The 8,998-nt window shown below is 37.8% G+C and carries 12 protein-coding genes; 2 read left to right on the top strand and 10 right to left on the bottom strand.

Annotation, left to right across the window (positions count from 1 at the left end):
• Window positions 1–146: 146 nt before the first annotated feature.
• Genes GF867_RS09380 through GF867_RS09390 form a run of 3 tightly spaced genes read right to left on the bottom strand, consistent with a single transcriptional unit; the run spans window position 147 to window position 1,639 of the window.
• Window positions 147–569 (bottom strand): GNAT family N-acetyltransferase, encoded by a 423-nt coding sequence (locus GF867_RS09380; protein WP_153832848.1) that lies wholly within the window; start codon window positions 567–569, stop codon window positions 147–149.
• An 18-nt stretch (window positions 570–587) separates the two neighbouring features.
• Complete coding sequence (locus tag GF867_RS09385) at window positions 588–1,010, bottom strand: GNAT family N-acetyltransferase (RefSeq protein ID WP_153832849.1); 423 nt, start codon at window positions 1,008–1,010, stop codon at window positions 588–590.
• Between the two features lie 59 nt (window positions 1,011–1,069).
• Window positions 1,070–1,639 carry a helix-hairpin-helix domain-containing protein gene (locus GF867_RS09390; RefSeq protein ID WP_153832850.1) on the bottom strand — a complete coding sequence of 190 codons (570 nt, stop codon included), beginning with the start codon at window positions 1,637–1,639 and terminating at the stop codon, window positions 1,070–1,072.
• Between the two features lie 198 nt (window positions 1,640–1,837).
• Here GF867_RS09390 and GF867_RS09395 point away from each other — a divergent pair, with 198 nt between their 5' ends.
• Together GF867_RS09395 and GF867_RS09400 are read left to right on the top strand one after the other, a co-directional pair.
• Window positions 1,838–2,503: a cytochrome c biogenesis CcdA family protein gene (locus GF867_RS09395; RefSeq protein WP_153832851.1), complete on the top strand. Its 666-nt coding sequence runs from the start codon at window positions 1,838–1,840 to the stop codon at window positions 2,501–2,503.
• Between the two features lie 9 nt (window positions 2,504–2,512).
• Window positions 2,513–3,175: a TlpA family protein disulfide reductase gene (locus GF867_RS09400; protein ID WP_153832852.1), complete on the top strand. Its 663-nt coding sequence runs from the start codon at window positions 2,513–2,515 to the stop codon at window positions 3,173–3,175.
• 55 nt (window positions 3,176–3,230) lie between these two features.
• On the opposite strand, the gene GF867_RS09405 is transcribed toward GF867_RS09400, so the two are convergent.
• The 7 genes from GF867_RS09405 to GF867_RS09435 form a co-directional block, all read right to left on the bottom strand.
• A complete protein-coding gene (locus tag GF867_RS09405) occupies window positions 3,231–3,695 on the bottom strand; it encodes a universal stress protein (protein ID WP_153832853.1) in 465 nt (154 codons plus the stop codon).
• Window positions 3,696–3,762: 67 nt separating this feature from the next.
• Entirely contained in the window at window positions 3,763–3,939 is a 177-nt protein-coding gene (locus tag GF867_RS09410; RefSeq protein WP_153832854.1) for a hypothetical protein, read from the bottom strand.
• A gap of 381 nt (window positions 3,940–4,320) precedes the next feature.
• The gene (locus GF867_RS09415; protein ID WP_153832855.1) at window positions 4,321–4,530 is read right to left on the bottom strand and encodes a hypothetical protein; all 210 of its coding nucleotides are present in this window, start codon (window positions 4,528–4,530) and stop codon (window positions 4,321–4,323) included.
• A gap of 80 nt (window positions 4,531–4,610) precedes the next feature.
• Window positions 4,611–5,027 carry a hypothetical protein gene (locus GF867_RS09420; RefSeq protein WP_153832856.1) on the bottom strand — a complete coding sequence of 139 codons (417 nt, stop codon included), beginning with the start codon at window positions 5,025–5,027 and terminating at the stop codon, window positions 4,611–4,613.
• 81 nt (window positions 5,028–5,108) lie between these two features.
• On the bottom strand, window positions 5,109–5,573 hold the full coding sequence (locus tag GF867_RS09425; RefSeq protein WP_153832857.1) for a GNAT family N-acetyltransferase: 465 nt from the start codon (window positions 5,571–5,573) through the stop codon (window positions 5,109–5,111).
• Window positions 5,574–5,584: 11 nt separating this feature from the next.
• Complete coding sequence (locus tag GF867_RS09430; RefSeq protein WP_153832858.1) at window positions 5,585–6,199, bottom strand: NUDIX hydrolase; 615 nt, start codon at window positions 6,197–6,199, stop codon at window positions 5,585–5,587.
• Between the two features lie 492 nt (window positions 6,200–6,691).
• Window positions 6,692–8,413 carry a Na/Pi cotransporter family protein gene (locus GF867_RS09435; protein WP_153832859.1) on the bottom strand — a complete coding sequence of 574 codons (1,722 nt, stop codon included), beginning with the start codon at window positions 8,411–8,413 and terminating at the stop codon, window positions 6,692–6,694.
• Window positions 8,414–8,998 lie beyond the last annotated feature (585 nt).

Raw genomic sequence — 8,998 nt, forward strand, 5'->3', positions numbered from 1 at the left:
ACGTTTTCTGCAAAGGTTTTCATCTATACAGATGCTCAAAACTGTTATAGTTTCTGTTGTAAAAGTCGATAATTTGAGGAAGCATTTTGTTATAGATTTTTCTAAAAAAATAAAGCACCTTTTATAAAAAAAGATGCTTTCCTTCGTTATTTAAGTCGTTTATAAAAGAAAATACGATTCTCGCCAACTCTTGGCATGTCTTTTAACTCACCGTAAATTCGATACCCTTGTTCCTCGTAGAATCTAGTTCCCTGAAAAGACTGAGTCGTCAACGTAATATTAATAATTCCTTTTTCTTTAGCAATTCGCTCAATTTCATTCAAAAGTTGTCGGCCTATGCCTTGTTTGCGGTAATCTTTCTTTACCGTCAATTGAGCGACTTCCAACGCATCATACTCGACTTTCGCAATAATCGCACCAATCACTTCGCGATCATCAAAAGCTGCAATAGACAAAGTGTCCGCATTCCTTGAAATATGCTGCCCAAATTCCGCTTTCTGTTGTTCTTCAAAAATTTCATGACAAATAGGTTCTGCTACTCGAATATCGATTGTTTGATAGTAAATCATGACTTACCTCCTCCAAAATTAGACAATTCTTTTGAAAAAATAGTGCATCGCGACGCCTCTCATCGGCATATCTTCCAATGTAGCGTAACACGTGTAGCCACATTTATGATAAAAATCGGCGGCTTGATAATGACGCGTTCTTAACGTGATATTGACAATATCCATTTCACGCGCTAAGTTTTCGGCAGTTTCCATGAGCTGCGTTCCAATATTCTGACCTTGAAAAGCTGTTGAAACGGTCAAATACTGTATGTACAAATGATCATATTTTCTTTGTGCTACCAAGCTGCCAGCCAACTCTTCTCCTTTATAGGCCGCCAAAGTAATGGTTTCTTCGATTTTTTCACGAATTTCTTCGAAATGATCGAGGGCTTGTTCACGAAAAATAGTTTCAATAAAAGGTTCAACTTGTTCAAATTCACGTCGTTCAATTCTAACCATCTGGCACTTCCTATCTAATTTTATTTGTTTACACGCTTAATAATTAAATGAAAAAATGGTTAATAAATGGTGATATGGCTTATTTTAGCATCTTTCTTATGACTCTCAAATATCTGGAACTCCGCAAAATGTATGGTTGATCCATCATGTTTGGTCACTTTTCCATGAGCAGAAGCATATTTTCCATGCGAGAGAATCTGCTTGATTTCTAAACTACTTATTTGTTCCGGCGAAACTGAACGCAACGACATTAAAGCTTCTAGTCCGTGGTGGCTTTCACTATTCGTGGTTTCAATTGTGACCTCTTCACTCAAACATTTCGTTAGCTGAGCTTGGTCTTGCATCCATGAAGCGATGAGATAGTCCCGCACTACACGTCTTTTAGGGGCATTATCGCATCCTAAATCACCAACCACCATGAAAGGCGTAGAGAAAGGCAACTCAGACTTCTCTGCAAAATATAACCCCTCAGCTTCGAGCGCTTTGGTAAGCATTTCAACTGCTTTAGGACCGACACCGTGTAACTTTAAAATATCTTGAGCAGTGAATGGCGTTAACTGCTTTAGTTCTGTGATATTAACCGTTAATAAGGCATTTCGCGCGGGTCTACCTATATTGGGTAAAGTCATGCTTAATGGCCTCCTTTCTTGTAACTGCTTTCTTACACTAGATTATACACGCTACATGTATATAATCCTAGACTAAACGCTTTCTTAATAGAGATATTGTGAGGAAACTGATAGCTTAAATAAATTCTCAAACAAAATTCAAACTTTTCGCAATCTTATGTGTTAGAATAGAAAAACTAGTGTAAAGGAAGGTGAACTATGCAACACTTTTTATTAGGGGTTGAAGGAGTTTTAACGTTTATTTCCCCTTGCTTATTACCCATGTTACCTATCTACTTGGCTTATTTAACAGGACAAACGCAAGATAGCCAGAAGGATAAATCACCTTCACTTCTCCCCCAAGCCATTCAATTTGTTCTAGGCTTTACATTTATTTTTGTAATAATGAGCATCTTTGTCACGAGCATAGGGCGTTTTGTGTTAATCAATCGTACGGCTATTCATATTGTAGCAGGTAGTTTTATGATTTTATTGGGTTTGGATTACTTGCTAGGAAACCCACTAATGAGCCGCTTTACTTTCGCACCCAAAAGCTCTGTCAAGAATACTAACGCTTTTTTATTTGGTATGATTTTTTCAATTAGTTGGACACCTTGTGTGGGGACTTTTCTAGCTAGTGCCTTATCTTATGCAGCTACTTCAGATTCTTATTTAACTTCCATCACACTATTGTTAAGTTACTCATTGGGTTTAGGCATTCCTTTTGTTTTGAGCGCTTTGCTTATTCAAGAATTACAAAATGTTCTCACATGGATTAAACAACACTATCGAGGCATTCGAATTATTTCGGGTAGCCTATTGATTCTTATGGGCATCGGTTCAATTTTTGGTTGGCTCGAACAATTATTATTATCACTAAGTTAGGAGTTTACAATGAAAAAACTATTATTACTGATTACAATGATTATCGTATTATTTGGAGGGGCCTTTTATATTTATCAAATCAATTCAACAACCGAAGAGGTTGTGACTGAAGAAAGTTCCACCGAAATTTCACCGCAGGTTAAGAGTGATGAAAGCCACGTCGCTACAAGTAGCACTATAGAAGAAAGCGAACCTATGGAAGAAGAGAGCAAAGGCTCAATTGATATCACATCTAACAATCAAGCCAAAACAGATTGGGAAGGGCCTTCTTCAATTTACTTAAATACGGACGGTGATGAAATTGATTTGTCTGAAAATTATGGTAAAGGGACACTGATTAACATTTGGGCTTCTTGGTGTGAACCTTGTAAAGTCGAAATGCCCTACTTTGAAGAAGCTTACCAAACTTATGGGGATGACATTAATTTCTTAATGATTAACGCAACTGAAAGCAAGCCTACTGAAACTCAAGAAGCAGCTTTAACTTTTGCTGATGAAATGGACTTATCAATGCCAATATACTTCGATACTGAAATGAGCAATCAATATTTATTTGGAGCAACGATACTACCTTTAACCGTGATACTTGATGCTGAAGGACATGTCGAAGAAATCGTTCGTGGACAAGTTTCACCGGCGAAATTAACTCAATTAATTGAACAGATACTTTAATAAAAGATATAAAAATGACTGTTATTAGCAAAAGCTAATAACAGTCATTTTTTATTTAATCCATCAATATTTCCGGCATAATATCACTTTCGGTCTTTACGATTAAGACATCGCAAATCGCCCGACGTACCACGAAATCAGAAACAGATCCAATAAAGATACGCTCTACTGCATTCAAACCACGCGCACCCATTATAATCAAATCAATATTCTCTCTTTCAGGAATGGTACTACTAATCATTGTTCTTGGTGAGCCAACTTCCATCAATATCCCTACATCGTCTAAACCATTTTCAATTGTATAGTGATGACATTTTTCTAATAATTCATTTCCTTTGTTACGAGCAATTTTCTCAAACTGTGCAACATCAAACGGTAAACTCCCCGTATCGTCAAGTATATGTACAATATACAATTTTCCATGATTACGTTTTGTAATCGAGACAGCTTTTTTCAAAGCACTTAATGAACTATCGGACCCATCAACTGCAACTAAAATTCGATTGTACTCTTGCATCATCTCAATCGCACCTCTTCCTTGAATTTAGCTGAACCAAACCCACTGCGACTAAGTCATCCGAAATGACTTACTTAACTTCTTCAAATATCACTGTACAACGCCCTTTATCATCAGGTTCACTTACCTTGATAATCTTCAAACCTTTTTTATTCGCATGGTCGGCAATTTCTTGGTAAACCTTCGCTTGTTGACTCTTAAAGATTCCCGATCGTGCTTCAAATTCTTCTACTACATATTTTACCATCTGCAACCACCTCGTTTCACTTATAGTGTACCACAAAAAGTATCCGCTTACACAACTGGACTTTTAAACTTGCCGTCTAATTTCATACTTATCTGCTTACTAGATAAATTTGATCTGCCATTACTTGCTGACTGAAGAAATAAGACCGTTTCATTCGTAGTCTCAGGCCATTTGACGCACATGAAGTCTTAGGAGCGCTAGCGACGTAAGAATTCAGTAGACAAATGAGGCGTAGTATCCTTCATGGAAGGAAGAGAGGAAGACGCGCCACTACACATGAAACGGTCTTTTTCTAAAGGGAGCACCCATCCTTCTCTAAAACAAGTGTGACATATTTAGGTAAAATAAAAACACCTACCAGAAAGATAGGTGCCTGAATGATTAACGTGATGGCTTTGGTGGTTGGCAAACATCACATTGTCTTTGATGTTTGTCTTTGAATTTCGTAAAAGTCTTTTCAAATTTGTTGCCACACTCACATTGCAACAATAATTTTTGCGAAAAACCGTGATATTCTGTGGACAAAACTTTAGTCGTTGAGTTAGCCTCGACGAACTGTTTAATTTGATCAATCGTCCAACGTTTTTTCATGCGCGTTCCTCCTTTGCTCGGAGTCGACGCTCCAAAAGTAATCGACTCATCTTAACATAAATAACCGGCAAAATGAATGCCTATAACAAAATACTCACCTGAATTGCGAGCAACACAAACGTCACCCATAAAATAATGCGATCTAATAGTGTCACACTGATTGCTTCCTCCAAGGTTTTCGCAAGCTTAATTTTCTTAAGACTAAAGCTATAATCTGTCACAACCATCGTCACAAATCCAGCCGTGATCACCCACGGAAAACCAGACCGTAGAAAGTAAGTCATACTGAAAACACAATACGGGAGGAATAATAAGGACATCCAACGCGTCGTGCGAATCAAAAAGACTTTTTGTTCTACCAAATCGGTTTTACCTAACGCATTAAACATCTCTTCAAACTCTACTGAACGCTCTACGTCTTTCTCCTGAATTGCTGACAGCGAATAGGCATGAAATGCTCCCAATACAAGTGCTTGAATTAATAAAAAAATTCTCAAAATCTGTCTCCTAACTCTATTGATCGCCCTGAAAGAAATCAATTGCTTCTCGAGTATTCTACCATGTTTACCTCTGAAAGCCTAACTTTCTGACAGATTTTGCGTCAAACAGATACGGTCCCGGCACTGAATTCCATTCTCAATAATAACATCTGGATAATGACGGATAAAATAATCCCGTTCAATACTCTCAACCCGAAAGCCACACTTCTGATAAAGCGCAAACTGCCCAATACTTGAATTACCTGTACAAACTAATAATTGCTGATAAGACTGGTTACGCGCCGTCTCAATCGCCGCTTCTACAAGCATACGCCCTAAACCATGCCCTTGATAAGCTTCAGACACCGCTACATTCACCAATTCAATTTTAGTCGTATTTTGTGCTTGTAAAACAAAGGTGCCTAAAATTTCTGACGTTTCGTTTTCTAACACATAACATTGCCCATTTGCCAAGTAGTCGTTGATTAACATTTCAGATGGATCCGCCAATAATAATAAATGCATGGGGGCAGCTTCCTCAGTATCTAGTAATCGAATTCTCATAGGCTCACCTCTCAATCAAAATATACCGGTTCCTCAGGATTGTGCAAGTATTTAAAAGCCAAGTGAATTTGCGATTCAGTATTGCGACCTAAGGACAAGGGAGGCAAAGCATCTTCGGAGAAAAATTGGACTTCTGAGGTTTCGATCCCCGTTGTCGCCTGCCCACCGACTAATTGACACAAAATAAAGTGCTTATAAATATAGTAAGGAGACGGCGGATGAGGGTGAAACTTCTTATCGATGACCGCAATTAAACGCTTCGCTTCAACGACATAGCCTGATTCTTCCCACACTTCTTTCACCGCAACCTCGCTTGGCGAATACCCAATATCGCCCCAGCCACCTGGCAAGGCCCATTTTCCGTCTGCCTTTTCTTTCACTAACAGGATTTTACCTTCACTAAACACAATGCCACGTACATCAACTTTTGGTGTCGCATAACCTGTTTCATTCGCAAATAATTCACGTAACTTCTCTGGCTCAACCTCTGTGTATTCCTCCATGATTTCCACGCTTAATTCGCGAATCATTTCGAAGCGTTCCAAATCAAACACATCCTTCGAATATTCCAAACCAGCCTGAGCAATCGCCTGTAACTCCATCGCCCATTTCAACCATTTTGCCATGTTCCCACCCCACTTTAATTACTTCTATCATACACCAACCATCCCCCTTACAAAATACTAAATATCACTCGATGCTTTATTAAGGAGGCTCATTTCGAACGAATTATCGTGTCTTTCAGACACGATAATTCTTGTGTTGTTAAGTTTAGGTGGGAGTGACTTAGATGAACGCCTAATGGAACGTCGAACGCGGGGACACGTGCCGCTGGACGCTTAATGGAACGTCGCGGTTTCGCAACGGTTTTATGACGTTCCAACCTAATCACTACAATGTACGATTAACGAAAATTAGTTATTGAATTGTTTCAAAAAATTGGATACCAACTTCCCCCAACCTTGCATAACTCGGCGCGTGGGGTTGCCTATAGCGGTATAAAGGGCAATCGGCTAGGCCATTGCAATTCCACACACTGAGCGAAGCAAACACAAACGTTAACGACTATACAAAAAACAGCCATCGAATCGATAGCTGCTTTCTAGTTATTTATCTAATTAAGACACCCGACGGTCTTCTTGTTTTTGTTCATTTTTCACTGCTTGCATCGCTTCTTTCTTGCTACCCGTTGTTGAACGGATTGAGTAAGCAATGTTGACCAAGTGATCTGAAATTCTTTGAAGTGAGAACAAAGCTTGGTAAATCGCTTTTGACGCTTCAACTGGATAACGGCCTGAACTTAAACGATTTACGTGAGCATCACGTGATGCTGAAATTTTCTTTTTGATTTTCTTATGAGTACGTGCAATTTTCGGGAAGTTCTCTGTTTGACGGTTAACAAAAGCATCAAAGCCTAAGTCAAACATTTTACCGATTAACTCGTAAATTTCTTGAAGCTCTTCTTTTGTTTCATCTAAGAACTTAATATTATTCTGACTCATATCGTTCGTTTCTTTAACAATCAATACAGCATAGTCACCTAATCGTTCAATATCACTTGCTACATGGTGTAAGCCACCAAGTAACAATTCATCTTCTGAATTGGTGTTGACTGTTGATATTTTGATAAAGAAACTGATTAATGTGTTTGTTAAGTAGTTGATACGGTATTCTGTATCCGCAATCTCTTTACTTTCGCTCATATCTTCATTGATTAATGAGTTAAAGGCACGGTCGATGTTTTCTTTAGCTAAATTTGCCATTGAATACATTTCTTTCAAAGCTTGCTCAATCGCAACAGATGGCGTTTGTAAGAATCTTTCGTCGATGAAAGAAACTTCTTCTAACGCTTCTTCTTTATCTTTAATCTTATTCGTTACAAAGTTTACCAATGGATCTAGTACTAATAATAAAGCTAATGTATAAATCGTGTTATAAATTAAGTTAAAGGTTGCTAAACTGAATTGTGGACTATTTGGGAACATGTTCTCAAAGAAACCAACAATTGGTGTTCTAAAGACAATTAAAATTACCATAAAGACTAATGCACCGATAATACTTGTTATCACGTGGAATAATGCAATACGTTTACCGTTCGCATTTGTTGTTAAAGAGGCCATTATACCATCACTACATGTCCCAATATTAGCCCCCATCACTAAGAAGAAGGATTGATCAATATTTGAGATGATACCTGTTGCTAAGAATGCAATAAATACACCAGTGGCAGCAGAAGATGACTGAATGATTCCTGTAAATAAAATGCCTAACAGAACTAATAAAAATGGATTCTGCATAATTTCATATTTAAAAATTTTAGAAAGCTCGATACTTAAAGTTGAATCAGCTCCACCAATCGCAACTTCCATTACTTCTAATCCGATAAATAACATACCGAAACCAATTAAGAACGGTGCGATTTTATTTAATTTCTCATTACTTGTCGTGAAAATGATCATAACACCCACGAAAGCCAATGAGGCGAACACTGCACTAATTGAAAAGCCGCCTTTACTCAAACCTGATAAGGCAAAGATAAAAGCTGTTAGAGTTGTTCCGACTTTTGCACCCAAGATAAATCCAGCACCTTGCTTCACTGAAATAATCTTTGCATGCGCTAAGCCGACTGTCATAATCGATGATGCTGACGATGATTGAACTAAAGCAGTTGCTCCAATCCCAATTCCGTAGTTGACCATACGGTTTTTGTCCATCTTTTTAAAGGCATTACGAATACCAGGACCTGCACTTTGTTCCAAACCTGAGCTCATCTGCTTCATACCGAACATGAAGACTGCGACCCCACCTAACATCAACAGCAAATTCATTGCAATTTCCATTTGAAATCTCCTTCAAAGTTGTTACCTTTTTATTTTCTTTAGTTTATATTTAAAAAGAATAGTAAAAAAATTCACTAAGAACTACTTTAATGCATTTACCCTTTAAAGACAAGGCTTGTGGTAGAACTCTAACTATCCTATAATATAATTCTAATTTCCCCTAACCTTTCTTATAAGTCTCTCGTAAACAGCCTTACATCTTTATCCACTAATGATTTAATCGTGTGACACAATCATATTCCCCCCAGCCAGATTACTATGCAAAATAGCCAACATAAAAGCGATTTGAAAATCGTGCTCAATTCAATAGAACTTTGCCTGCCTGATTCGCATATATTATCAAGCACCGTTCAAGTGTCTCTTTCCTAATAACTAGCACCTAATCAATTGACTGAATAAAACGCGATTCTGAAGCAAAGAAGCTCTTAATAAGTCAAAATGAGATAAGACTACAAATGAATTGGACCCTTAGTCAAGGACATTTTTCAAAACGGCCTCTCTTTTTTAAAAACCTCCCTTTTATAAGGTTTAACCTTCAATTTACATTGCACTTTCATTCACATCACAAGTTCTGACTGCTGGAAT

This window comes from Fundicoccus ignavus, from assembly GCF_009659375.1.
GTDB lineage: Bacteria > Bacillota > Bacilli > Lactobacillales > Aerococcaceae > Fundicoccus > Fundicoccus ignavus.

Bases quoted from the DNA above. Each gene is read 5' to 3' on its own strand.
- GF867_RS09380 (WP_153832848.1), bottom strand. From the start codon at position 569: ATGATTTACTATCAAACAATCGATATTCGAGTAGCAGAACCTATTTGT.
- GF867_RS09385 (WP_153832849.1), bottom strand. From the start codon at position 1,010: ATGGTTAGAATTGAACGACGTGAATTTGAACAAGTTGAACCTTTTATT.
- GF867_RS09390 (WP_153832850.1), bottom strand. From the start codon at position 1,639: ATGACTTTACCCAATATAGGTAGACCCGCGCGAAATGCCTTATTAACG.
- GF867_RS09395 (WP_153832851.1), top strand. From the start codon at position 1,838: ATGCAACACTTTTTATTAGGGGTTGAAGGAGTTTTAACGTTTATTTCC.
- GF867_RS09400 (WP_153832852.1), top strand. From the start codon at position 2,513: ATGAAAAAACTATTATTACTGATTACAATGATTATCGTATTATTTGGA.
- GF867_RS09405 (WP_153832853.1), bottom strand. From the start codon at position 3,695: ATGATGCAAGAGTACAATCGAATTTTAGTTGCAGTTGATGGGTCCGAT.
- GF867_RS09410 (WP_153832854.1), bottom strand. From the start codon at position 3,939: ATGGTAAAATATGTAGTAGAAGAATTTGAAGCACGATCGGGAATCTTT.
- GF867_RS09415 (WP_153832855.1), bottom strand. From the start codon at position 4,530: ATGAAAAAACGTTGGACGATTGATCAAATTAAACAGTTCGTCGAGGCT.
- GF867_RS09425 (WP_153832857.1), bottom strand. From the start codon at position 5,573: ATGAGAATTCGATTACTAGATACTGAGGAAGCTGCCCCCATGCATTTA.
- GF867_RS09430 (WP_153832858.1), bottom strand. From the start codon at position 6,199: ATGGCAAAATGGTTGAAATGGGCGATGGAGTTACAGGCGATTGCTCAG.
- GF867_RS09435 (WP_153832859.1), bottom strand. From the start codon at position 8,413: ATGGAAATTGCAATGAATTTGCTGTTGATGTTAGGTGGGGTCGCAGTC.